Source organism: Mucilaginibacter sp. AK015 (assembly GCF_014200785.1).
In the GTDB taxonomy this organism is placed as follows: Bacteria; Bacteroidota; Bacteroidia; order Sphingobacteriales; family Sphingobacteriaceae; genus Mucilaginibacter.
Window position 1 is genome coordinate 273,478 of the sequence record NZ_JACHCV010000001.1, and the last position, 25,326, is coordinate 298,803.

16 protein-coding genes are annotated in these 25,326 nt (G+C 45.8%); 7 read left to right on the forward strand and 9 right to left on the reverse strand.

Translation table 11 applies throughout. The features are described from left to right. Positions 1-50: 50 nt before the first annotated feature. Positions 51-1,232 (reverse strand): AIR synthase related protein, encoded by a 1,182-nt coding sequence (locus HDC91_RS01165; RefSeq protein WP_183547725.1) that lies wholly within the window; start codon positions 1,230-1,232, stop codon positions 51-53. A 113-nt stretch (positions 1,233-1,345) separates the two neighbouring features. Between HDC91_RS01165 and HDC91_RS01170 the strand changes: the two genes are divergently transcribed. Next, positions 1,346-2,764, forward strand: coding sequence for a chloride channel protein (locus tag HDC91_RS01170; RefSeq protein ID WP_183547728.1), 1,419 nt, complete (start codon positions 1,346-1,348; stop codon positions 2,762-2,764). A gap of 33 nt (positions 2,765-2,797) precedes the next feature. Here HDC91_RS01170 and HDC91_RS01175 read toward each other — a convergent pair whose 3' ends face one another. Then, positions 2,798-4,972: a glutamine synthetase III gene (locus HDC91_RS01175; RefSeq protein WP_162432646.1), complete on the reverse strand. Its 2,175-nt coding sequence runs from the start codon at positions 4,970-4,972 to the stop codon at positions 2,798-2,800. A 573-nt stretch (positions 4,973-5,545) separates the two neighbouring features. On the opposite strand from HDC91_RS01175, the gene HDC91_RS01180 reads away from it, so the two are divergent. The 5 genes from HDC91_RS01180 to HDC91_RS01200 all read left to right on the forward strand — a co-directional run bounded on the left by HDC91_RS01180 (position 5,546) and on the right by HDC91_RS01200 (position 11,192). Then, complete coding sequence (locus tag HDC91_RS01180; protein WP_183547731.1) at positions 5,546-6,586, forward strand: outer membrane beta-barrel protein; 1,041 nt, start codon at positions 5,546-5,548, stop codon at positions 6,584-6,586. Positions 6,587-6,657: 71 nt separating this feature from the next. Then, positions 6,658-7,239: a DUF4468 domain-containing protein gene (locus tag HDC91_RS01185; RefSeq protein ID WP_183547733.1), complete on the forward strand. Its 582-nt coding sequence runs from the start codon at positions 6,658-6,660 to the stop codon at positions 7,237-7,239. A 173-nt stretch (positions 7,240-7,412) separates the two neighbouring features. Beyond that, positions 7,413-8,240 (forward strand): energy transducer TonB, encoded by an 828-nt coding sequence (locus HDC91_RS01190; protein WP_183547736.1) that lies wholly within the window; start codon positions 7,413-7,415, stop codon positions 8,238-8,240. A 319-nt stretch (positions 8,241-8,559) separates the two neighbouring features. Beyond that, positions 8,560-10,788 carry a phosphoribosylformylglycinamidine synthase subunit PurL gene (gene purL, locus HDC91_RS01195; RefSeq protein ID WP_183547739.1) on the forward strand — a complete coding sequence of 743 codons (2,229 nt, stop codon included), beginning with the start codon at positions 8,560-8,562 and terminating at the stop codon, positions 10,786-10,788. Further along, on the forward strand, positions 10,788-11,192 hold the full coding sequence (locus tag HDC91_RS01200; RefSeq protein ID WP_183547742.1) for a VOC family protein: 405 nt from the start codon (positions 10,788-10,790) through the stop codon (positions 11,190-11,192). Before purL ends, HDC91_RS01200 begins: the two co-directional genes overlap by 1 nt. Positions 11,193-11,220: 28 nt before the next feature. Here HDC91_RS01200 and HDC91_RS01205 read toward each other — a convergent pair whose 3' ends face one another. Then, positions 11,221-16,830 carry an alpha-2-macroglobulin gene (locus HDC91_RS01205; protein ID WP_183547745.1) on the reverse strand — a complete coding sequence of 1,870 codons (5,610 nt, stop codon included), beginning with the start codon at positions 16,828-16,830 and terminating at the stop codon, positions 11,221-11,223. A gap of 125 nt (positions 16,831-16,955) precedes the next feature. Between HDC91_RS01205 and HDC91_RS01210 the strand changes: the two genes are divergently transcribed. Continuing rightward, complete coding sequence (locus tag HDC91_RS01210) at positions 16,956-17,348, forward strand: VOC family protein (RefSeq protein WP_183547748.1); 393 nt, start codon at positions 16,956-16,958, stop codon at positions 17,346-17,348. 349 nt (positions 17,349-17,697) lie between these two features. Here HDC91_RS01210 and HDC91_RS01215 read toward each other — a convergent pair whose 3' ends face one another. The 6 genes from HDC91_RS01215 to HDC91_RS01240 form a co-directional block, all read right to left on the reverse strand. Further along, positions 17,698-20,340, reverse strand: a complete 2,643-nt coding sequence (locus tag HDC91_RS01215; protein WP_183547751.1) for an amino acid adenylation domain-containing protein — start codon at positions 20,338-20,340, stop codon at positions 17,698-17,700. Positions 20,341-20,438: 98 nt separating this feature from the next. Continuing rightward, a complete protein-coding gene (locus HDC91_RS01220; protein WP_183547754.1) occupies positions 20,439-21,626 on the reverse strand; it encodes a glycosyltransferase family 2 protein in 1,188 nt (395 codons plus the stop codon). Between the two features lie 11 nt (positions 21,627-21,637). Then, complete coding sequence (locus HDC91_RS01225; RefSeq protein ID WP_183547757.1) at positions 21,638-22,984, reverse strand: lipopolysaccharide biosynthesis protein; 1,347 nt, start codon at positions 22,982-22,984, stop codon at positions 21,638-21,640. A 13-nt stretch (positions 22,985-22,997) separates the two neighbouring features. Next, positions 22,998-23,612 (reverse strand): DapH/DapD/GlmU-related protein, encoded by a 615-nt coding sequence (locus HDC91_RS20085; RefSeq protein ID WP_183547760.1) that lies wholly within the window; start codon positions 23,610-23,612, stop codon positions 22,998-23,000. A gap of 14 nt (positions 23,613-23,626) precedes the next feature. After that, positions 23,627-25,132, reverse strand: a complete 1,506-nt coding sequence (locus tag HDC91_RS01235; protein WP_183547762.1) for an O-antigen ligase — start codon at positions 25,130-25,132, stop codon at positions 23,627-23,629. 11 nt (positions 25,133-25,143) lie between these two features. Beyond that, the gene (locus tag HDC91_RS01240; protein WP_183547765.1) at positions 25,144-25,281 is read right to left on the reverse strand and encodes a hypothetical protein; all 138 of its coding nucleotides are present in this window, start codon (positions 25,279-25,281) and stop codon (positions 25,144-25,146) included. Positions 25,282-25,326: the final 45 nt, after the last annotated feature.

A 25,326-nucleotide genomic window follows, 5' to 3' on the forward strand; every position in this document is an offset into this window, starting at 1 on the left:
AAGAAAGCCTCCCAATTCGGGAGGCTTTCTTCGTTTAAAGGTTTGATATTTTAATTATACACAAACTCGCCGTAAGGTGATGTTACCGTTACCTGTTTTTTATCAGCGGCTTCTACACGGCCTATGATCTGCGCTTCAACATTAAAGCTATTTGATATGGCAATAATATCTTCGGCTATTTCCCGCGGCACATACAGCTCCATACGGTGACCCATATTGAATACTTTATACATTTCCTGCCAGCTGGTGTTCGATTCTTCCTGTATCAACTTGAATAACGGCGGGGTATGGAACAGGTTGTTTTTAATGATGTGCAGGTTATCGATAAAGTGCAGCACCTTGGTTTGCGCGCCGCCGCTGCAATGCACCATCCCATTTATCTGGCTGCGGTACTTGTCTAAAATAGCCTTGATAATAGGGGCGTAAGTACGCGTGGCCGATAATACCAGTTTGCCCGCGGTAATGCTTTGGCCGCCGCCAATATCAATTTTATCAGTAAGCGTTTTACTGCCGCTGAATACCAGGTCATGAGGTACCGCCGGGTCATAGCTTTCGCTGTATTTATCGGCAATGGTTTTATTGAATACATCGTGGCGGGCGGATGTAAGACCATTAGAGCCCATGCCGCCGTTATATTCTTTTTCGTAAGTGGCCTGCCCGTATGATGCCATACCAACAATAACATCACCGGGTTGTATGCGGTGGTTTGATATTACGTCGTCGCGTTTCATGCGGCAGGTTACGGTACTATCCACAATAATGGTACGCACCAAATCGCCCACATCAGCAGTTTCGCCGCCTGTGCTGTAAATGCCAATGCCGGCATCCCGCAGTTCGGCCAATATTTCTTCGGTGCCGTTAATAATTGCGGCTATCACCTCGCCAGGTATCAGGTTCTTGTTCCTGCCAATGGTTGACGATAGCAGGATGTTATCGGTTGCGCCCACACAAAGCAGGTCGTCAAGGTTCATGATAATAGCGTCCTGTGCTATGCCACGCCATACAGAAATGTCACCGGTCTCCTTCCAGTAAGTGTAGGCTAACGATGATTTTGTACCCGCGCCGTCGGCATGCATAATGTTGCAATATTCGGGGTCGTTGGTTAAAATATCCGGAACGATTTTGCAGAATGCTTTCGGAAATATCCCTTTATCAATGTTTTTAATGGCGTTGTGTACATCGTCTTTTGATGCCGACACGCCCCGTTGATCATATCTTTGCGGAGAAGTCATGGGCAAATATAGCGCTTAAACACTTTTGTTAGCAATTTGATTGTTATCTTTGGTCGAAATCTTTGACCGTAATATACAAGGTCCCTTTTGTATCGCGGCATATTATTACACGCATGGCATTTATCTATTGGCTCCGTTTGCATCTGAAAAAAGCTTTTGACAGGATTCGTAACGAAAATTTAAAAAAGAACGCACTTACGGCTATTCCTTTCTGGATAGCGTCGATAATTACTGGGTTGGTAGCAGTTTTGTATACCAAATTGTTTTTAGCGGCCGAGAACCTCACCGCCTACGTTATAGGCTTACACACCTGGTTGATATTTATTTTGGTACCCGTATGCTTTTTAGTGGCATGGTGGCTGGTACAAAAATTCTCGCCGTACTCAAAAGGGAGTGGTATCCCCCAGGTTATGGCATCCATACAAATTATGGGCCCGAAAAATGAAGAAAAGATTAACCGGTTTTTGAGTATAAAGGTTATTGTTGTAAAGGTGATGTCGAGCCTGGTGATGGCATTAGGTGGCGGCGCTATAGGCAGGGAAGGCCCTACTATACAAATTGCGGCATCGGTATTTAAAATAGTTTACAGCGTACTACCTAAATGGTGGCCCAAAATTGCCAAGCGTAATATGATTGTTACGGGAGCAGCAGCTGGCCTTGCAGCGGCGTTTAACACTCCATTGGGCGGTATTGTATTTGCAATTGAAGAGCTTACCAAAACACATTTCAGCTATTTTAAAACAGCGATATTTTCGTCAGTAATCATAGCCGGACTATCGGCGCAGGCGTTGCTGGGCCCTTATTTGTATTTAGGTTACCCAAAGATCGACGGCCTGTCGCCATATATATTTTTAGGCGTAGCGCTTGTAGCCATAATATCGGGGTTATTAGGCAGTGGCATGTCGAAAGTCATTTTAATGCTTTTTGCCTGGAAAGCCAGGTTTCAGTTTAAACGCGATCATGTGTTTTATGTGCTTGGCTGCTCTGCCATCATGGTTGTGCTGGCGTTCTTTGTAGATAAGGGTATATTGGGGTCGGGTAAAGAGCTAATGCAGACAACGCTTTTCACGTCCCAAAAATACTCGGTTTGGTATATGCCCATACTGCGGATCACTGGGCCGTTACTTTCATTCACTACTGGGGCGGCAGGTGGCATATTTGCGCCGGCACTTGGGGCAGGTGCTAGCGTAGGGTCATTGGTTTCAGGTTGGCTTCATTTATCAGAAACCAATTCAAATTTGCTGATATTATCAGGAATGGTGGGTTTTTTAACCGGCGTAACCCGTTCGCCGTTCACCTCGGTTATATTGGTTCTGGAAATGACCGACAGGCACAGTGTTATTTTCCATCTGATATTGGCCGGTATGATAGCCAGCCTGGTTTCTATCATAATAGATAAACATTCGCTTTACGATCATCTCAAAACACAATATATAAAAGATCTGGAGTATCGCCCGGAGCCATTAACCGAAAACGTTACGGAAGGGCCGGTACAGGGTGACGCAAAAGCAAAACCCACACAATACCAATAAAAAAGCCCGAACTAACGGGCCTTTAATTGTAGGTTATTTTATGAATAACAGTTCTCTAAACTTTGGCAGCGGCCACAGCGAGTCGTCAACCAGCTGCTCCAGTTTATCTACCCGGTAGCGTATCGGCTGAAAATAGCTTTTTACTTTTTCATCATAGCTAATGGCCCGTTCGCGCAAGTCGTCAATAACGTTTGCCTTTTTGCGTTCGTTGATCATTTCCTGCACATTATCCTTAATAAAGTTTACGTGCTCGGCAATTTGGTTTATAATGTCAAGCTGCGCGGCATAGGTGCTCTTATCCAGGCCAAGTTCTTTTAAACCCTTAACATTCTCAATTAGTTTCGATTGATATTCAATGGCGGCAGGGATAATAATGTTCATTACCAGTTCGCCCATTACACGGGCCTCTATCTGCAATTTCTTATAATAGCTGTCCAGCAGTATTTCATGACGGGCGTGGGCTTCGCGTTTGGTGAACACACCGGTTTCGGCAAAAAGTTCCTGCGACTTTTCGGATATAAAGGCGTCAAGCGCTTTCGGCGTGGTCTTAATGTTGGCCAGACCGCGGCTTTCGGCCTCTTTTTCCCATTCTTCGCTGTAGCCGTTACCCTCAAAACGAATATTTCTCGATTCTTTAATATAGCGTTTGATAATGGTCATGAGCGCTACATCCTTTTTCTCGCCTTTTTTGATCAGCTTATCAACATCGGTCTTGAATTTTTTAAGCTGATCGGCCATGATCAGGTTCAGCACCGTCATGGGGCTGGCCGAATTGGCCGACGAACCTACCGCGCGCAGTTCGAACTTGTTTCCGGTGAACGCGAAAGGAGAGGTGCGGTTGCGGTCTGTGTTGTCTTTTAATATCTGCGGTATTTTAGGGATGCCCTGCCAAAGCGAGTTCTCTTCTTTGATCTTTTTGCTCAGGCGCGATGTATCTATCTCGTCTAAGACTTCCGAAAGCTGACTGCCCAAAAAGATGGATATAATCGCAGGAGGGGCTTCATTAGCGCCTAAACGGTGGTCATTATTTACTGATGCAATTGATGCCCTCAGCAGGTCGGCGTGCTCATGTACGGCTTTAATGGTGTTCACAAAAAATGTAAGGAACATCAGGTTGTTTTTGGGCGTTTTGCCCGGCGACAACAGGTTTTTGCCCGTATTGGTTATTAACGACCAGTTGTTGTGCTTGCCCGAACCGTTGATGCCGGCGTAGGGCTTTTCGTGCAGCAGCACTTTAAAGTGGTGGCGCTTGGCAACCCTGTCCATGATATCCATTAACAGTTGGTTATGGTCAATGGCCAGGTTGATCTCTTCGTATACCGGGGCGCACTCAAATTGCGAGGGTGCTACCTCATTATGGCGTGTTTTTAGGGGGATGCCTAATTGCAGCGCTTCGGTCTCCATATCCTGCATAAAGGCATACGCCCTGCTTGGTATCGACCCAAAATAGTGGTCTTCCAGTTGCTGGTTCTTGGCAGACATGTGGCCAAACAACGTACGGCCGGTAAGCGACAGATCCGGGCGGGCGTTAAACAGCGCTGTATCCACCAGAAAATATTCCTGCTCAATACCTAAGGATGCGTTTACCTTTTCTATGCTTTTATCAAAATAGTGGCAAACATCTACCGCGGCCTTATCCAAAACGCTTAAAGCTTTTAGTAAAGGCACTTTATAATCCAGCGCCTCGCCCGTGTACGATACAAATACTGTTGGGATACATAGCGTGCGGCCTATTATAAAGGCAGGGGAAGATGGATCCCATGCGGTATAACCGCGGGCTTCAAAAGTATTGCGTATGCCACCGCTCGGGAAACTGGATGCATCGGGCTCCTGTTGGGCAAGCGCGTCGCCGCTAAAACGTTCAATCGAACCGCCATCTGCTGTAGGTTCAAAAAAAGCGTCGTGTTTTTCGGCAGTGGTGCCCGTTAGTGGCTGAAACCAGTGGGTGTAATGCGTTGCTCCTTTACCCATAGCCCACGATCGCATTGATGATGCCACCTGCTCAGCCATATCGCGTGGGATAGGCACGCCATTGTCAATTGAATCAACAATAACACTATATGCGTCTTTTGAAAGAAATTCTTTCATTTTCTGCTTGTCAAACACATTTACACCAAAGTAGTCGGATATTTTCGAAGACGGGAGCTTTATTTCGGGAGTTTCGCGGTTTAATACAGCGCTAAGGGCCTGAAAACGGATATTAGGCATGATAATAAATAATTGGTTTCGCCCAAATTTATAAAATCCTTTAAAATAGTATGCCCTTTTGAGTTATTTAAGTTTCATAGGCATTGAATGCTCAACTTCGACGGATATTCGCTCACTAATTAAATATTTCTTATACAAGTCGTCTGTTTTAAGATGGTTCCCCACTGCCTGTAGTTAAATTTCCAATTAAATTATAATTATTCGGCATTATAAACATTTTTTGTTGGGTATTGTGTCAAATAATTCGCTTTATTATCATTTTTATTACGATTTGCGAGACAAACTAGTTTATTTGTTGATAAAATTTTAATAAAATGTACTATTTAATGAAATTTATATTTGTTTTTGTGAGTTATTATAGATTATTTAGTAAATAATTGCTAAGTAGATGGATTTTATATCATTTATCTTAGGTATTTGTCACAAATATTAATAATATTTCAAATTTTAATTGAATTTTATAATTAAACCTACTTAAATAAAAGAGTTTTTGCACATAAAGTCAATTTTTGTGAATTAGAATAAAAAATAATCAATTAAATAGTTAAATAATCAAACTTTAAATCCATTATCATGAAAAAAAGATTTTTACTCTTATCATTTTTTGCTTTTTCAGTATTTGCAGCGAGTGCGCAAGACACAACAAAGACAGATCCCCCTTTAACCATTTCGGGTTCGGTAGATACGTATTTTAAATATGATTTTTCCGGTTTTAAAGCGCCTGCCGGCGGATCTATCGCCCCGGGTTCGTCCAATATTCAAACCAGCTTTGCAAACGAGCAAAATTCTGTATCAATAGGTATGATCGACCTGGCCTTAAAAAAGAAAGTTGGCAAAGCGGCGTTTGTAGGCGAGCTTAGCTTTGGTCCGCGGGGATCTTACCAATCACTTGTACCCGGATCGGCCGGCGAAACCTTTAACATTCAGAATTTATATGTTTCGTATGATGTTACCGATAAGTTTAATTTGACAGGTGGGTTTATGGCTACCTTTATAGGTTACGAAGTTATATCGCCGGTTGGCAACTTTAACTACTCAACATCATACCTTTTCACAAACGGCCCGTTCCAGAATGCGGGGCTAAAGGCAACCTACGCTTTCACAGATAAAGTAAGTTTGATGGCTGGTATCTTTAATGATTCGTGGAACTCTTATATATCCAATGTTGACGTGTCAAATTTTGGCGCTCAGCTGTTTATAAGCCCGGTAACAGGCTGGACAGCTTACTTGAACGTAATAACAGGCCCGGTGTCGGGTACGGAGTTTGATTTGACAACGGCTTATCAGATAACTGATATGTTTAAGCTGGGGCTAAACGCGGCTGATTATAAAACCGCCCACGGTGGTAACGGCTTTAGCGGAATTGCCTTATATCCGCAGGTTGCAGCATCTAAATCAGTAGCATTTGGTTTAAGGGGCGAGTACTTTAAATTGAAAAACGGCGGCCCGGACGTTAAAGCTTTTACCCTTACTTCGAACATAAAAGCGGGCCCTTTAACTATCATACCGGAAGTTAGGCTTGATAAGGCAAGCAACGAGCAATTTGTAAAAAGCGATCTTACAGCTACCAAGTCGGCATCTCAATTTGTACTTGCCGCTGTGTACGCGTTTTAAGTTACTTAACCTAAACATTTGATCTGCATAAGCCATCCGTATTGCTCGGATGGCTTATCTTTATAAAGTATATGAGAAAGATAATTTTAGGCCTGCTTTGTTTATTATGCATACACACGGCATCAGCACAACGGGACTCGTTGGCGTTTGACGAAGGCAATAATTATGTTTATTACCGTATTGCAGATAAACCGGGCGTAACCGCAGATACGCTGTGTCAGCGTGCCTGGGATTTTGCAGCGGGTTTTAATCGCGCGATTAGTCCGGCAAAAGGTCAGGCGGAAAATACGCTTAATACCTCTGGTAAGTTTATCGTGTACAGCGGTTCGTCGTTGGTAAGAAAAGAAGCCGGGCAAATAACCTATACTATCAATATACAGACAAAAGATCAGCGGTACCGCTACCGTATAAGCAATTTTGTGTTTACCCCTTACCAGCGCGATCGCTTTGGCAACATGGTGCCCATCCCCGGGATAGAAGTACCTTTAGAAAAAATGGCTGATAAATACAATAAAAAGGATGTTGGCAGTTACCTTGACCAGGTTGGTCAATTCTGCATAGTCACCGCCACAAAGTTAGGGCAGGCCATGGATAAGCAGCCCTTAGCTGCGAAAACGGAAGCGGTTAAAAAAATCTCAACCCAAAACTGGTAAGCATCGCTTAGATCCAGGTAGAATAAGCCAAATATAATTTGCAATAAACCCTTATATGCAATATAAAAATTGTATTAATTTGGATATTCAATTCATTATTTCGTAATAATGATATTTTGTGCAACATTTTGTTTTGAAAATACGTTAATTAGTAAAATATAATTTCAAACACTATGCTTAACACAAAACTTAATTTATACAATCCCGATTGGATCGAGCTTGTATTTGCCAACCGCAACAAGAGTTATGGTGCCTTTGACCTGAGGCGGCATTATGGCGACAATACGGTTAAAGCGATGATTATCGCCTTTACGACCATTATTACAGCCGCTACAATGTACACCTACATTGTAGGTAAAACGCCTACAGATATTGTAAAAACAATAGTAGTTGAACTTCCGCCTATTCAGCCGCCGAAAATAGATATCCCCAAAAAGCCTGAACAGCCTGTAAAAGCTACACCTCCGGCCAAACAAATGCCTGCGGTATCTACCACCAAGGCATTACCACCCGTGGTTGCACCAGATGCACTTGCAAAAGAAGACCCGCCACGAAATATTGATATTAACGGCGAAGTAGGGCCGATTACCGCAAAAGGCACAGGTACAGTAGCGCCCATTGTTGAACCACCGGCAACTAATGGCGGCGGGGGCGTTGAGCCTGTTGTTGACAACACTATTCATGGCACCGGCGGGTTAGAATTTATGCCCGAGCCTGTTGGAGGAGCTGCGGCATGGTCAAAATTTTTGAGTAAAAATTTACGCTTCCCGGCCCAGGCACAGGATGCGGGCAAAGGTGGCCGTGTGCTGGTTAGCTTCGTTATTGAAAAGGATGGCCGTTTATCTGATATTACAGTTCAAAACGGAGCAGGTTATGGCATGGACGAAGAAGCGTTGAGGGTGTTACGCCTTGCCAAGCCCTGGAAACCCGGTATGCAAAATGGCCAGCCGGTGCGTGTAAGGTATGTTATACCACTCAACTTCCAGTTAAGCGAGCAGTAACGAGAACCAAAGGGATGAACGATTAGTGATTTGTGGTAGATGTGTTATGGCGATGGAGTAACTTCCATCGCCATTTTTTTGCGCATTAAGCGAGCAGTAACGAGAACCAAAGGGATGAACCATTAGTGATTTGTGGTAGATGTGTTATGGCGATGTAGTAACTTCCATCGCCATTTTTTTGCGCAGTAACTGTGTAAATGGCTTTGCCTGCGCGCCTTTTATCTTTTTGCTTATAGCTTTAACCTTTCGGCTTTTACCTTTCGCCTTTTAAGCCTTTTTTGCTAATTTTGCGCATCCTTTCAACAAAAACAACATTACATTGGAGAACCAGGAACTAACCACCGTTGAAACCGCCCGCGATCTGGGGCTTTTACCCGAAGAATTTGAACGTATAAAAGAGATATTAGGCCGTGTGCCCAACTTTACCGAACTTTCTATTTTCGCGGTAATGTGGAGCGAGCACTGTTCCTATAAAAACTCTATCACCTGGCTTAAAACCCTGCCAAAAGACGGCCCGCGCATGCTGGCTAAGGCAGGGGAGGAAAATGCCGGGCTGGTTGACCTTGGCGATGGTATTGGATGCGCCTTTAAAATCGAATCACATAATCACCCGTCGGCACTTGAGCCTTACCAGGGCGCTGCAACAGGGGTTGGCGGTATAAACCGCGATATATTTACGATGGGTGCAAGGCCCATCGCCCAAATGAACTCGCTGCGCTTCGGTGATCTTAGCGTGGATAAAACCAAATGGCTGGTTAAAGGTGTGGTAAAAGGCATTAGTCATTACGGTAACGCATTTGGTATACCAACCGTTGGCGGCGAGCTTTTCTTTGACGAATGTTATAACATTAACCCATTGGTAAACGCGTTTTCGGCAGGTATTGTTAAAGCCGGCGAAACCGTTTCGGCCACCTCATATGGTGTGGGTAACCCGGTTTATATAGTTGGCTCTGCTACGGGTAAGGATGGCATCCACGGCGCGGCTTTCGCGTCAAAAGATATCACCGAAGATTCGGTGAACGACCTGCCGGCGGTACAGGTAGGTGATCCTTTCCAGGAAAAGTTATTATTGGAAGCTACACTTGAGGTGATCAAAACCGGCGCCGTAATTGGTATGCAGGATATGGGCGCGGCAGGTATTATCTGCTCAAACTCCGAAATGAGCGCCAAAGGTGAGCACGGCATGATCATTCACCTTGACCGTGTGCCTATGCGCCAGGAAAATATGAAGCCATACGAGATATTGCTTTCTGAATCGCAGGAGCGTATGCTGATCGTGGTTGAAAAAGGCAAGGAAGCTTTGGTTGAGGCCGTATTTGATAAATGGGATCTGAACTGTGCCATCATTGGTGAAGTTACCGATACCAAGCGCCTGGAGTATTTTATGAACGGTGTAAAGGTTGCCGATGTTCCTGCCGATGACCTGGTTTTAGGCGGCGGCGCCCCGGTTTACCAGCGCGAATACCGCGAACCCGCTTACTTTGCCGAAAACCAGAAATTTAGAATAGAGGATGTTGCCGAGCCTGCCGACCTGGTTGACGTAGCCGAACACCTGATAGGACATGCGAACCTTGCATCAAAACGTTGGGTTACTGACCAGTACGACTCGATGATAGGAACATCGACCATGACAACTAACCGCCCGAGCGATGCGGCAGTGGTAGCCGTTAAGGAAACCGATAAGGCCATTGTCTTAACCTGTGATTGTAATTCGCGCTACGTATATGCCGACCCGCAAAAAGGTACGGCCATTGCCGTTGCCGAGGCCGCGCGTAACATTACCTGCGCAGGTGGCGAGCCTGTTGCCATAACCAACTGCCTTAATTTTGGTAACCCTTACAAGCCGGAAGTTTACTGGCAGTTTGTTGGCGCCATCAAAGGCATGGGCGAAGCCTGTACAAAATTCGAGACGCCGGTAACAGGTGGTAACGTCAGCTTTTATAATCAATCATCAGATGAAGGCCCTGTTTTCCCAACACCAACCATTGGTATGCTGGGTGTAATGGACGACCGGACTAACATGATGACGCTTGATTTTAAACAACCGGGCGATCTGATCTATCTTATAGGCGAATCGCAAAACGATATTGCATCATCGCAATACCTGGCATCATACCACAAAATACTAAAGGCGCCTGCACCATATTTCGATCTGGAAAAGGAATACGCTATGCACCAGGTAGTTAAAGAGCTTGTTAAGCATAAAGTTATACAATCTGCACATGATGTAGCCGATGGCGGATTGTATATGGCGCTGGTTGAATCGGCCATGCCAAACGGCCTCGGCTTTGATATCGAAAGCGACAGCAGCATCCGTAAGGATGCCTTCCTGTTTGGCGAGGCGCAGGGCAGGGTAGTGGTTAGTATTGCACCTGACGATCAGGAACGTTTTATTGAGATGATGGCCACCAGCGAAGTTGAGTTTAGCCTGTTAGGTACGGTTAACGGCATAGGTAACACTACCATAGATGGCGAACTCTTTGGGAATATCACCGATATAAAAATGGTGCACGATAATGTACTGCATGTTATTTTAGGCGACGAATAATGCTAAAGCTGAACAGGATACACCATATCGCTATCATCTGTTCAGATTACGAACGCTCTAAACGGTTTTATACACAAGTACTTGGATTTAAAATAGTACGCGAAGTTTACCGCGAAGCGAGAAGATCATACAAGCTCGATCTGGAAGTCAACGGACTATACCAGATCGAGCTTTTTTCGTTTCCCGGACCACCCGCCCGGCCATCGCAGCCCGAGGCGCTGGGACTGCGCCACCTGGCTTTTGAAATAAATAACCTGGAAGAGGCCATATTTCACCTGAACGAATATGATGTGGCTACCGAACCGATCCGCACGGACGAAACCACCGGCAAACGTTTCACCTTTTTCACCGACCCCGATGGTTTGCCGCTGGAGCTTTATGAGTCTTCGATACATCCACATTGAAGCAATTAAATAAACGCGTGAAAGACATCTACTTCACAACCTCAACCCATTGCCCTTTTATCAGCGCGTTGATGTCATGGTTATACATTGCTTCGCACCAGGCGGCAGGCAGGTAGTACTTGCCCGCGTAGGCCGCATTAAGCATTACGTAATAGGTAACCTCCCGGCCCTCGGCCAGGCTGAAATAAGTGTTCACCCGGTCATCACGGATATCACGGTAATCAGATGGTGATGATTTAAATGCTTCATCGTTGTTCAGCATCCGGCTGTTCAGTATTTCCCAACCTGATGGGAAGATCTGCGTTAGTGCCAAATTATCATAACGCCCGCGTTTACCCGGGTTTTTTATGGTTACCTGCGCCACAAAATCGCTGCCTTGTTTTAGCGATGTTGGGTCGATTGCCTTGCCGCCCAGCGTAAAGTAAGCCACACGCATCTGCATTATATCGGGGTTAACGTAGGTTTTTATATCCTGCCCCGCGGATGGCTGGCCTTGCTGTACCATGCGAACGTAAAGCTTATTATTGCCTGTGTTTTTCATGGTAACCTTACCGCTGTTAGGGGCTAATTCCTGCTGCCACAAGTACGATGCCGAATTGACATTGCCCTTTGCAGTACCTGCATTGTAGTTGAACGATAATTTACTGCCCGATTTATTCGCGCCGCAATATTTTGCTATCGCGATTAGCGAGTATGCGGTGGTTTGCGTACTGTACCAGCTATCTTGCGATAGCTTTGCCGCTACTGTGCGCACCAAGCCCGCTGCCTTTTGCTGTTGGCCCAGCAGGGTAAGGGTTTCCAGTATCATGGCCTCGTCGCGCAGGTCGGAGCCGTAGGTTCCGTACATGCTGCTATATGGTTTAATGGTGGTTGGCAAGCCGGCTATCATGCGTAAATCAACCTCGGGCTGACCCGCCAGTTTATAAGCGGCAGCTAAGCGCCATCGCGCCTCAACACTGATGTACTGGTACTCGCGCAGGCGGTTCATGGCGCCAAGCTCAGGCGAGCCGGCTAATGCCAGCAGGTATAAACGGTATGCCTGCACCAGGTCGGTATAATAATAGTAGCCGTGGATATTGGTGCGCGGATCGGGCGACCAGTTAACCGCTTTTTGTTTTTGATAACGTTTCCATTCATCCAAAAAGCCCGACGGCAGGCTATAGCCTTTAGCCTGTGCGGCTATTAAGAAATGCCCTGCGTAATTGGTACCCCATTCGTCGGCAGTGCCTTCGCCAGGCCAGTAGCTTAGCCCGCCGCCCTGCGCCCTGAAACCGTTCAAGCGGTTAATGCTTAGTTTAATATTACGCTCAGTTTCTGCTTTTTGCCTTGGCGACAGGTCAAATAACTGGTCAAGGTACAATTGTGGGAACCCTGCCGAAGTAATTTGCTCCACACAGCCATGGGGGTAAGTTATCAGGTAATTTAACCGCTTGGTAAGATTCATGGGCGGTATGCTGGAAACCTCGAGTGTGGCCTTGTTGGTGCCGTTAATGCCGATAGCATTATAAGCTGCCGCGTAGGTTTCACCCGGTTTCAGTTCTTTTTCAAATATGCGGGTTACCGGCGGGTTAGGGTTGCGTACGTTCAGCTCAACATCATAGGCCGCGGTTTCGCCGCCGCTTTTTGCTATTATCTTTACCTTACCCACACCCACGAAATCTTTAACATCCAGGTCAAAGGTTACCAGTTGATCGCCCGGTTTGGCAAATGTCACCGTTTTTGAATCGTTACCCCCCAAATTGCTGAACATATTCGACTGTACATGCACGCTAACCGACTTGATGTTGTTCTCCATCGCAAATACAGTTACCGGCAACTGGATCTTTTCAGACGGGCCGAGCACACGCGGCAAGGTGGCTAATATCATTAACGGTTTTTTAACGGCTACTACTTTTTCGGCGGTGCCGTAGGCGCCATTATGCCCTGCAATAACTACGGCCTTGACCGAACCTACATATTGCGGCAAAGTAAACTTATGGGTTTGCTTATCGCCGCTGTTTAGGTGGTAGGGACCCATAAATTTCACCACAGGTTTAAAACGGTTTATGGTTACGTTTTTATTGGTGCCGTTTGTGCCGTCGCCGCCAATACTCAGGATACGTTCCAGGCCGCCGCCAAACGCGCCTATTACGTAATCGAACAGATCCCAGGTTTTTACGCCCAACGCTTCGCGGGCGTAGAAAGCCTCATGCGGATCGGGCGTTTTAAAGTTGGTGATATCCAGCAAACCTTCGTCAACAATGGCAATGGTATAGGTCATTTCCTTGCCCGATGCCTCAGATACGGCAATAGCCGACTGTGTTTCGGGCCGTATCTTATCCTGCATACTGATCATCGGTTTCAGTATCGTTTCAGGATTGTCGACCACTAAAGGGATAGCACCGTACATGCGTATCGGCAGATCGTTAACGGTTTGGGCGTGGCGCTGCAACAGCGTAACGTTCACAAAAACATTTGGCGCCATAGTTTCATCAACCTTAAAGCTGTAGCGGGTTTCGCCTTTTTTGGTATCTATCCAAACGGTTTTTAAAACCTTGCTGCCATTTTCAAAGCTTATCAAAGCGCGGCCATCGCCACCTGTCGGGATAGTAAGTGTTGCTTCCTCGCCAACTTTGTAATTTGGCTTATCAGACGTGAATGATAGCATCGCCGCCTCGGTAGGGTCGGTGTTCTGCAAACGTTCCGACCAGTTTGGCCAGTCAACATAAATTATCTTACCGGTTGAGTGGCCGGTTTCGGGATCTTTAATCCTAATCAAATAGCGTCCCCAATCTGCCTGGTTTATTTTCAGGTTCCATTTACCCTTGCCGTTTGCCAGTTGTACCGTTTCGGTCTTGATCAGATTGTTATAACGGTCCTGTGTAAAGTTGCTTAACTCGTTCCCGGTGTCGTCCCACCACCAGCGCCATTGTATTTTGTAAAGTTCCACCTCAACCGTGCGGCTGCCCGGCATGGGGTTACCCTTGGTATCAACATCGGCAATCGCTATCTCATGGGTTTTATCGGTTACCAGCATGCCGCTCAGGTCGCTGCCTTTTGGTGTTTTAATACCAACGTAACCGCTGTAAACGTTGTAAGGCATGCTGGCCTGCTGCAGGCTAAAGTTACCGCCCGGCTCAAATACCTTTACCACAAAGTTGGCACGCAGCTGTCCCGGCGCTTGTTTTTCTACGTTAATGTCGGTATTAATGGCTGCGGTGCCGTTCTCGTTTAATTTGCCATCAAAAACCGTTTGGGCTTGTGTATTAAAGGCGAGGGTAGGGTCGTCAAAATTATAATCCTCGTAGCCTTTAAAGGTCGTTTTTTGCGACGACAGGAAAGCATCGACCTTAGCTTTTAGATTTTGCGCTATCCCGCCGAACAGCCATTGCGCGTTTAGCGTGCCATTTGCACCGCTGCCTTTGGTCAATTCTGTAACGCCGCCAAAATCAAGTTTCAGCTTCAGGCGGTTTGGCATAATGGTTTCTACCTTTATCTTCTTTTCAAACACCGCGCCGCCTACTTTAACCTTCGCGTTCCAGTTGCCGGTAGGCGAAGATGTTTCGGTAGCCGTATGGAAACTATAGAAGCCGTCGAAAGAACTTGTCCTGGTAATGCGGCGATAAAGCTGCCCGTTGGGGTTATACAGCTCAAATTCTACCGGGTGGTCTGCCGGCAGGGTCTTTAACTTATCCTCTAAAATAAAGGTCAGGAATATTGAATCGCCTGGCCGCCAAACGCCGCGCTCGCCATACAGGAAACCTTTAAGTCCATTTTGCACCTGATCGCCCCCTACGTTAAAGCGCGATAACGGGAGGGAACTGCCGTCATCAAGTTTAAGGTAGCCGCGTTCGTTTCCTTTTTTGGCTACCAGCAGGTAAGGCTTGCGCTTTAAGTTAAAAGTAGCCATACCGTCCCCATCAGATGTGGTTTTAAACATCACCTGTTTCTGGTAATCCAGCAATTCAAGTTCAACGCCGGCCATAGGCTCGGCGCTCAATATGTTGGTTACAGCAATGGTCATGTTGTTATCGTTGCCCCGTTTGGCAATGAGGCCAATGTTGGATGCGATGATATTGCGTGTTGCCCAGCGCTGCTTGCTGAAATACGATTCGGTACATGGGTCGTTACGGTCACGCCAGTTAAAGTTTTCGGGATAATAATTATCGTAACGCTGCCAAAACTCGTCGTCCTCGTCATTTACCTTGCTGATGTTATCGCCTGCATATTCATTTTCATCATAATCATCGTCGTTGTTTTTGGCTGCTAATTTTCCCGCGCTGCAGTTGTATAACGAGTATTCTTTACGGAAGCCTATGATCACCCGGTAAATGGCACCCGGCTCGGCGCGCATCAGCTGGTCAACATCCAGCATAAAGCGGTTCTTTTTGTTCAGGTTCAGGCCTTTGTCTGTATCCAGCCTGATAGTTTTTTGAACAATGGGCTTACCTACATGCCGCAGTTCGTAACCACCATCAAAGCCATTGTTTTGAAAATACTGTGGCACGTTGTTCTCATATATCTTAATGATACTCACATCCACCGCGCTTAGGTTCACGGCCTCAAAAGGCATCATCAGCTTACCCGAATCGGGAAGAATCACACCCTTGCCGGGGATGGTTACAGCAGGTTCGCGGTTCTCAAAAAATACATTGGCCGTATATGCCTTTTTTATTTTGCGATGATAAATATCTTCAACACCCTCGTTCACAAAAACGCTGAAATTACCCTGCAGGCGTTCGGGCGCATAAACTTTTACAACGCTGCCATCAATGGTGTACGCCAGGTCTGATGAATTGTTTATACCGATAAGGCCGCCGAGTTCCTGGCCCACCATGATAGGGTCAGAGAATTGAACCGCCACATACTGGTCGTTATCCATTACGGCCTTTATATCCAGTACTTTAAATTCGCCCAGTGCCGGTACCCTGAATTCCTGGGTCCCCTTTTTATCGATGTCCAGCTTGTCGCCGTCCCAATCAACCGTGAGTGAGTTAGCAATGTTGGTGCGAGTGATCTTTGTAATGGTAAACAGGTGCGATTTGGCGATAGGGTTATGTATCCAGGTTACGCTTACCGGCGTGGTGTAACTAACATTCAATAGCTTTTCTACACCTGCCTGGTCTTCGGCATCGGCGGTTTGTATGGTGCCGGTAAGCTTCATTTTTTCGCCGGACGTGGCACTCTCGCTTCGCAGGCCGGCGAATGTTACGCTGAAGTCTGGCTTAATGGTTTGAAAGCCAAATTTAAAGTTATCAAACCCCTTATCTACCTTAATGATCTTACCCAGTTTAAATTCGGCTGTGTATTTTTTGTCCGCATCCATCGCTGCCTCGGGCCTGAACTCGATGGTGCGGTCATCTACCCAATAAGCCTTACCTTCTATCGATGGCGAAAAATCGAATATATCATCTTTTAGCTGTTCGTTTTGCGCATGGGCAACCTGCACCTCGCCGGCGAGCTTTATACGGATGGTGCTCTTTTTGGAAATAACACCTGTAGTGTACGACTCTATGTATTTGCCGAATGCCGCATCTACTTTTAAATTGTTTCGGTGGTGCTGCCGGGCAAAGTAAATTACCAGCGCGATAAGGAAGAGCGATACCGATACAATAATTTGCCCTCTTCGTGAACGGAAAAGGTTTGAAATGTAATTCATAGCAAGGTTGGGTAAATTGCTATGAATTTAGAAAACATTTAGCACATTATTACATCGGGCACAATTTATCCGCTTGCCGCAATGCAATATTATTCGGTAAATTTACGGTAACAAATCAACTCGTTATGGGAAAAGATCGTTCAGCCTTTATCATTCCTACATTAAGTGTTAGTAATGCCATTGGCGCTATTGATTTTTATAAACGGGCTTTTGGTGCCCGGGTTTTGGGCGGCAATACCGATCCGGATGGCGCTACTGTGGCTGAACTTTCTATTGAAGGCGCGCATATTGTTGTAGCTGATGCTTCGCCCGCGCATGGGAATTTTACGCCGGAGGCGCTGGGCGGAATAAGTGTACGCATTGGACTGATGGTGGCCGACCCCGACACATTCGCGGCGCGCGCGGTAGCGGAAGGTATAGAAACTGTTTACCCCGTTGCCGATCAACCATACGGCTACCGCTTAGGGCATTTTATAGATCCGTACGGGCATCATTGGGAGATAGGGAAGCCGCTGTAATAAAACTCTCGTCATTGCGAGGTACGAAGCAATCTCCCGATTATACATAACAAGCATGTAATTGCGAGCCGGGTGGAGTGAAGGGTTGTGCGGCGAAACAACCCCGTTTTTAGTTCTTCGTTAGGAATGGCACCTTTGAATTGTAAAGCCTGTGGATGTTACTTTCTTTTCTCTCAAAAGAAAGTAACCAAAGAAAAGTCGCGGCTGCGTCCTGTTCTTTAAAGGGTGTGCTGAGGCAATGCTTGTACTACCCGAACAGGCCAATGCCGCATTCAAAGCTTACGTTCCGTTCATCAGGCTCTTGAGTTAAAGAAATAGTTTACGAGAATCGTTAAATTGTAACTATCCGTTAAATTCCGTTGTAATCCTGCTTCGCTGCCTTATCTAAACATTCCTGCAATACTTTGGCAAATTGCTTATCGTTTGGCGGGGCGAAGATGGTATTGTGCTCGCCGGGGATATCATGAACATTTACACCTTTAAGCGCGAAAGGTTTCCATCCCAGGAACTCGAAATCATCCATGTAAAATGTTTTCTTTTTGGCACGGAAAAGCTCGATAGCGATGTTTACCGGGGTTAACAGGTAATTGCGCTGCGCTGCCAGGCTCCGTTCGTGTATCTCGTCGGTATAGGCCGAAAAACCTTCCTTTTTCTTCACCTTACCCGGGAAGATGTTTTTATATATCTTTTGGAAACGGCGGCCAACTTCGCGGCTTTTGTATTCAATTGTACGTTTGGGGTCCTGTATAAAAAGTACGGGTGTGTAGGCCAGCTGCTTGATGAAGAACCAGGCATTTGAAAGCTTTTTCTTGAGCCAGGGGTCATACTTCTGCGTTTGGTCGGCATACGTGTCAAACATGGCCAGCATTTTAACGTCCTTACCGAGGGCCAGCATTTGTTTGGCCATTTCGTAAGCTATCAATCCGCCGAGGGAGTAACCGGCAACGGCATAAGGCCCAACCGGGTCGTGGTTAATTATTTCGTCTACGTAGTTGGCGGCGATCTCTTCCATTACATCCAGTGGCTCATCAATGCCATTTAAGCCTTTTGCCTGCAGGCCGTAAACAGGCTGCTCTTCGTCCATGTTCATGGCAAGGGCGTTAAACAGCAGCACATTCAGTCCCGCGCCGTGCACAATATAAAGCGGCATTTTACTGCCTTTGGGCTTAATGGGCACCAGCGACTCCCAGGTGATCGCCTCGGCATCTATCTCCAATCTTGCGGCAAGCTTTTCAACGGTAGAATATTCAAATAAAGTGGCCAGCGGCAGGCGTTTACCCGTTTCCTGTTCTAAACGTGCCATTATTTTAACCGCCACAAGCGAACGCCCTCCCAACTGAAAGAAATTGTCAAATATGCTGATCTTGTTCAGCCCCATCATTTCCTCCCATATATCGGCAACCAGCTTTTCGTTGCTGGTGCGTGGCGCCACATATTCTTCTGACCGGTTAATGTGGCTGTAATCGGGCTTGGGTAAGGCCTTGCGATCTATCTTTCCGTTTGGCGTGGAGGGGATAACATCCATCAGCACATAATCGTCGGGCATCATGTATTCGGGCAATACTTCAAGTAATGCCTTATCCCAACTGTCGAGCATGCTTTTATCGGGTATGCCTGTCTGGCCCGATTCCAGCACCACATAGGCCACTAAGCGCGGAATGCCGGGTATATCTTCGCGGGCGATAACCACCGCCTGTTTAATGCCTTCCTGCTTGCCCAGGTTATGTTCAATTTCGCCAAGTTCTATGCGGTAGCCCCGTACTTTTACCTGGTGATCTATACGGCCCAGGTAAACAATATCGCCATCTGGCTTTAGTTTCGCCAAATCGCCGGTGCGGTAAATCTTTTCGCCCGGGGCGAAGGGGCTGTCTATAAATCGTTCGGCAGTAAGGTCGGGGCGGTTCAGGTACCCCCACGCCATGCCGGCGCCGCCAATATAAATTTCACCTATCTCGCCGTTGGTAAGGTTGTTTCGTTCCTCATCCAAAATATACACCTGCGTGTTATCAACCGGCCAGCCAATGGTAATATCGTTGGCATCGGTTACCTGTTTAATAATTGAGTATATGGTGGTTTCGGTAGGGCCATACATATTCCATACCACTTTAGCGCGCGATAATAATCTTTCGGCCAGGTCCTTAGCCATTGCTTCGCCGCCGCAAAATACTTTTATAGGCAGGTATTCGTCCCAACCAACTTCCAGCATCATGCGCCACGTATACGGGGTAGCCTGTAAAATGGTAATGTTTTGTTCGCGGATGATATCCAGCAGGGCGCGGCCGTCTTTGGCGGTAATAGAGTCGGCCAAAATGATCTCGGCACCGCAGCTCAAGGGCAGGTAAAGATCAACGCCCGCTATATCAAACGATATGGTTGCTACAGCCAGCATTTTATCTTCCGAATTAATGCCGGGGGCTTTTTGCAGGCTGTACATTAAGTTAACCAGGCTATTATGCGCAATTTGCACGCCTTTTGGTTTGCCCGTAGATCCTGAGGTATACAGTACATAAGCCAGATCTTGTCCGGTTACATTGGTGTCAGGCTCATCGTTTGAGTAGCTGGCCGAATTTGACAGCGCTTCCTCTATCAAAACCTCGGTGGTATTTGAGGCAAAATGGCCTTTATATTTTGTCGATGTAAGAAGTATAGCGGCCGCCGAATCATCCAGCATAAACTCTATGCGATCTTTTGGATAGTCGGGGTCCAACGGCACATAAGCGGCGCCGGTTTTAAGTATGGCCAGCAGCGATATCACCATCTCGGGCGACCTGTCGAGCGCCAAACCTATTATTTGGCCGGTTTTTGCGCCCAATTTAAGCAACTCCTTAGCAAGCCGGTTTGCCGTATTGTTTAATTCGGTATAAGTAAGCGCCGTGTGGTGAAACCTCAGCGCTATCTTATCCGGGTACTTCGCCGCGCTTTCGTTTATAAGACTGTGAAGCGGTTTGTTTTTTGGATAATCTACTGTTGTGTTATTTAGCACTGCTTCCATAGGTTAATTAGCCCCGCACTATAATTGTAATGTTATTGCTTTTTATACTTAAGGGTAGCAAATTACCCATTTTAAATGTTGTACCCGTATTTACGTAATTAGTTTGCACCCGGGTTATGCGGTGTATGAATAAATTTTTTGTTGGCGCCCTTTAATTTAAACAGCAAGGCCAGCATGGTAAAAAATATCAGTGGTATTTTTAATACGGCACCTAATAGTTTACTATTAAAAAATCCCGCTGGTACAGCAACTAATATACCAATGTAGCAGCAAGCCGTAGCAACAAGCCACCACTGCCAGTTCGGGCCAATGCCCGGGGTAAGCAGTGATATTAACAGCATTAGCGGCATCAGCCCCAGCATCAAAATACGCGGCAATATAGCGGTTTGATATATCTCGTTAAAATAATCGAAATTACCATGCACAAAAAGTTCTTTAAAGCCGGTTAAGCCGTAGGTTTTCAGTAAGTTAAACTGCGCTGATAACCACCTGCGACGCTGTTTTTTAAACACTTCGGGGTTGCTAACCTTTTCGTCGTATATATAAGCTTTGTCGGCATACGCCACGTGAATTTTCTGGCGGGTAAGTACCAGTCCCATTTCTTTGTCAAAACCTCCTACGGCGTCAATTTGAGCCATAGTATCTTTAAAAAGCTTAAACTCCAGAACCATGCCCGAACCGATAATGGCCGCGGATAGTTTGAAAACTTGTTGTGCCTTGCGGAATATGTGATTGTTTATTTCTTCGCTGATGGCATCTAAAATGGCCACGGGTGTTTCGGTATTTTTGGCTACGCGGTGACCCTGTATAACCCGGTTACCATCGTGCAGGTAATTATTTATCTGGTGCAGGTAATCGGGCGCGGCAATGTTATCTATATCAAATACCACGGCGGCATCAAAGTCCTGGTGAGTGGCAGCAATGGCGGCGTGCAACGCTTTTGATTTTGTGCTGCTCTCGAACACTACTTCAACCACCTGCAGGGGCATGGCCTTTAGTTTTTCGATGGTTTCGGGCTGCATTGAATCGGCTATTACGCAAATGTGGAACTTATCTTTTGGATAATCGATAGTAAGCGCCTGCGCAGCCGAGCTAAGGATAATGGCATCTTCTTTATAAGCGCATATATAGATCACAAATTTGCTGTAAGCCGTTGCGGCGGGCGGGGTCTTTTGTTTTATAAGCTTACCCAATACCGAGAATATAAACAGGTACAGGCTGTAAATACCCAGATAAATAAAGATAAGGGTGAAAATTATTGAGAATATAAATTTTATAATATCCATGTCTGTTCTGCTTATAACTGTTCAGCGTTTTCGGTCCGTCCTTTTTTAAATAGGTGCATGAGCACATCTTTTAATTGGCTGTATCCTAAAGTAAGTATATCCCTTATGGTAAAATGCAGGTGTTTTTTTAGCGCCCAATAACCAAATATAACACCCGAAAAAAATGTAAATAACGAGGCGACCGCTACAGCATACAGGCTGTGAAATAGCCAGATACCTACAAAATCGCCAATGATATTGATGGCCAGCATTAAAAATACCTTGATCATGTTTAGCTGCGGCTTGCCTATAATATCCAGCGTTATACCAAAAAACCTGTCTACAGGCATCAGCATAACATAACACATAAATAACCGGAATATGTTTACCGCTTCAGATTCCTGGTACTTTACGCCAAACAACAACCTGATAGCGATGCCGGCCAGTAAAAAAGCTACCACTGCCACCGGGACAAGGGCTACTGTAAGCATCCCCGCATACCTTTTCATAATGGTGGCTACTTCTGCCGGGTCATTACGCTGCTGGGCGGCCGATAGTTCGGGTAGGGCGGTTGATACAAAACTGCGCATGGGTATCTCAAATATTTCCATCAGCCGCTGCGGTATGTAGTAAACTGCTATCAGTTCGGGCACAAACATTAGTTTGATGATAAAGGTATCTGACCCACGCAGCAAATAGGCGCTGATGGAAGTGCCCACACTATACTTGCCGAAGTTGGCGAGCTCTTTCATTGACTGTATGCTGCGGTGCTTTATAGTGTGCGATTTGGCCCAGCCCGAAACCATACAGAACAAGCTGGTAAACAAATTGGTTGCAAAATAGCTGTAGATAGCCGTTTGGAAACTGATGTTATCAAACCAGATAAAAAGCAGAATGCACACCAGGAAGCCCCCCTGGTTAAGTATCTGTAGTATCAGCAGCCGGTCGAAACGTTCTTCGGCCTGCAATATCCAGGATGATATGGCCGATGGGAGCGTAGTAAGGTATATGATGCCAAACCACTTTAGCGTAGCTTCCATATCTGCGTTGCTGCTTTTGTAGAAGATGTAGAGCAAAACATCGAGCAGTACGATGATGGCGGTTAAAATAAATCCCACAGCCCAGGCAGAACCGGCCATATTGAGCGCACGCTCGGGATGTGCGCCTGAGTAATATTTAACCAGCGAGGTTTGCAGGAACCCGGTCCTGAACAGGTCGCCCAGGATAAAGATCATCAGGAAAAAGATATAGTTACCAAAGTCGGCTTTGGGCAGGTTATGCGCCATTAATGATAACACCAGCATACCTATTACAGGCATGGCCGCGTTAGTAGCCAGCGCTATGGTATGTTTGTTTATTATCTTTTTAAAAAAGGGCATATAATGTTATCGGCTAAACCCTGTCCCAGGCGGCGGTTTCAAAATTGTATTTTTTTATAACCTTAGCGGGGTTGCCAACCGCAACACAATACTCAGGTATGTCCTTTGTTACCACGCTGCCTGCGCCGATAACAGAGTGCCTGCCGATAGTAACACCGGCAGTGATAACACTGTTAGCGCCTATCCAAACGTCGTCGCAAACGGTGATTTGTTTGGTAACTACTTTTTGTAGCCGGGTTGACACAGTAACATCCTCGAAACCGTGGTTAAGACCCGATAACACGATATGCTGCGCCATGGTAACGTAGTTGCCTATGGTTACCGGCCCAATTATGGTATTGCTTAAGCCAACGCCCGTATGGTGGCCAATCATAACGTCGCCTACGCCATTATTTATGGCCGAAAAATCTTCGATCACGCTATACGCCCCCAGTTCGAAATTATTGAAGGGGAATAAATCCATACGCGAGTAAAATCTTACCACCGAACCCCGGCCACGCTTATGTATAAACGGGTTTACAAACCACCGAACCCATAACCTTGGCGCCGATTTGCCCGTTTGCACAATAAGCCAGTGGACAAACTTTTTTAAACGCGGATTTGATTTTACTATGGTGAGTAGTGACATTTGTAAATTAATTATCAGGCGGTTAGCTGTTCGGCATTATTGCCGTTTGCTGTTTCACGTTCCTGCTTATCCAACCTTAATGTTACGTTTAATAATGCGCATGCAAGGTAAAACAATATGTTCGACGGATATTGCACCAGCGCCTGCTGCGGATAGTTACCAATATTAAACACAAATATTATCAATACCATTGCCAGGCAATAAATTTTAAGTTCGGGATTTTTTATGAGATAATAATTATTGATACCGGTTTTTAAGATCACAAACATTAAGATACAAAACAATATCAGCCCTATATAGCCCATTTCCACAGCAACGCGTACATAACCACTATCGGGCGGAAACTTTGCCAGGAATGAGTTTGGCGCGAACCGCCTGCCCCAAATACCAACCGAACCAAGCCCGCCGCCTATAGGGTGTGATAATATATACGGCTGTATACGTTTTTGGTTTTCGGCCCTAACGTTAAATGATGCATCGTCTGACGGGCGAAACGCTGTTTGAAAACGTTTTATGAATTGGTTGGATGTGGGCATAAAAATCAGGACACCTAAAACAAAACCGGCTCCTACCACAAACATCAATATCCTTTTATTAAAATTCATAACGGCCAGCATTGCTAAAGCTGCAGGCGGCAATACATACGCCCCCCTGGTGCCTGAGTATAGCATCACCAGGAAAAAGAAGGGTATCATGCAGCCCAATATCACCTTTTTATATGTTTTTATTTTGCGAAACATGATACACAAGCATAATATGGCCGCAACAACCATGTTGTACGAGAACGTAACCGGGTCAGGAAAAATGGCCACTTTGCGTAAATGCCCGTTGATATATAAAAAGCTTAAACGCAGCGGGTCTGAGTAATACCAGGTTTTTTCGAAACCGAACAAACCAAAATTTTCCTGCTGAAAGCCCGATAATGCCGATAGAAAGGCTAATACAAGCCAGAGTTTTAATAAGAACCTGATGGTTTCAACCGAGCGTATCTGGTAAACAAAAATAAAGTACATCAGCATAATAAAGCCCACTGTACGTACCGTGTAAACCCACGCCAGTATAGACGGCGATACGGGGTTTATTACCTCCAGGAAATTATATGCCAGCCAGGCAAGCACTAAATAACTTATCGGGTTTTTAAAATAACTCCAATCCTTGTCGTATTTAAACTTTAGCAAAAAGCCGAAGATGAGCAGGTAGGTGATGGCATCAAGTATGATACCAGTTGGGGTTTCGGGCGGTACAAACTCCGACACATAGTTAAGAAAGAACGAAACCACCATTAAAACCGCTATGCCAAATTTGGGGTACGCAACAATGCCCAATACTACAGGTATGCCTACAAATACCACCAGTAAGCCGCCCGCCGCCACAAGGCCGCCCACAGCTATCGCTACGGCAATAAACAGGGCCACTGGCAAAAGCAGCAATACCATTTTATAGGTAGGTATCCCGCCCGAAATAAGTTTCCGGAAGAAATTTGTTATAAAGCCTGCCTTTTGTACCTGGTTATTAAGCATGTTATGCTTTGTTAGAAAAATAAAATTTTGGCTGCCCAAACAAATACGCCAACAAACGCTAATGCAATAGCCGCCACACGTGTTTTTTGTTCAAGCGGAGTCAGATCTTTAAAAACATCTTCACCGGTCTCTTCAGGTTTTATCCTCATAGTAAAAAAGAGATTTAAGGGTTATAACAGGCTGCCTGGCGGTAA